The sequence below is a fragment of the Bradyrhizobium sp. F1.4.3 genome, from assembly GCF_040548375.1.
Taxonomy (GTDB): domain Bacteria; phylum Pseudomonadota; class Alphaproteobacteria; order Rhizobiales; family Xanthobacteraceae; genus Bradyrhizobium.
The window spans coordinates 1-1,168 of sequence record NZ_JBEPRN010000046.1 but is presented as its reverse complement, the minus strand read 5'-3'; the positions used below and the strand labels follow the sequence as shown (position 1 = coordinate 1,168).

Sequence of the window (1,168 nt, the reverse complement as noted above, 5' to 3'; positions counted from 1 at the left end):
TGACGCTGGAGAACGATTCCTAAGAAACGGCACCAGCTCCCGGTTCCAAGGGGTGCAGGACAAAGCCGAATGCCTTGGCACGTCGGTGCAAATTGTTGATCACTCGCGTCCGATAGCGTGTCTCATAGGACGAGGCCCCGGGATCGACGTAGTCCATTCCGTGACGCACAGCGTTATAGAACAGGACTGCTATCTTGCGGGCCGTCGCGGTGACTGCTTTGGCCTTGCCAATGCGGGACGACAGTCTTCTATAAAAGGCGCCGAGTGCGGTATCAGTGCGTCCGACGGTTACGGCAGCAAGGCGCAGAAGAGCTGCGGCCCGGCCGCCGGCTCGGCGCGTTCGGGACGAGAGCATTTTGCCTCCGGAGACCTTATTGCTCGGTGCCAACCCCAGCCAGGAGGTAAAATGCTTTGCACTTGGCCACGAGGTAAGGTCGTCGCCGCATTCTGCGATCAGCTTCAGCGAGAGGTAAGGACCGAGGCCGTCGATGGTGGTGACGTCCTTTCCGAGCAGCGCAAGCAACGACGCGCGGACGTCGAAAGCCAGAGCGTTCGCTTGATCGGTTCTGTTCCGACGCCGCGAGACCGGCGGCGCTGATCCATGATCATGATCCCTATGGATACTGAGTTCCTTCAACACAGCTTCGATTCGGGCATCGCAGGCAGATGCCTTCTCGTGATACGCGTCGTAAAGGGCGAGTGCCTGATCGAGTGCAAACAGATGCTCCGCGCGGTAGCTTCCGGTGAGCGCCTTCGCGATCGTCTCGACACTGGAATGGCAACTGTAGTGGCGCAAGCACGCCAGCGTCTCAGGATCGCGCTCACCGGCAAGGATCGCGCGAATGATGCGCAGGCCAGTCGCGCCCGTGATGTCGGCCACAACGTGGTGGAGTTGAAGATTCATCTCCGTCAATGCTTTTTGCATATGCTGGATGTGTGAGGCGGCGTACTCCAGCAGACGTTCGCGCTGACGCACGTAGGCTCGCAGCTCCGCAATCTGCCCTTTGGGCCGAAAACTCGCCCGCAGCAATCCGAACGAATGGAGCCGCTGCAGCCATTGCGCATCGCTGACATCGGTCTTGCGCCCCGGCACGTGCTTGGCATCGCGCGCGTTGACAAGAAACACGGCAAATCCTCGTGCATCGAGAAGCTCAAAGATCGGAATCCA

Annotated in this window: 1 protein-coding gene; it reads right to left on the bottom strand. The window is 59.8% G+C overall.

Annotated elements, in window-relative coordinates:
* Positions 1 to 19: 19 nt before the first annotated feature.
* Positions 20 to 1,168: IS110 family RNA-guided transposase (locus ABIB73_RS37520; protein ID WP_354232496.1), on the bottom strand; the 1,149-nt coding region annotated here is incomplete at its 5' end.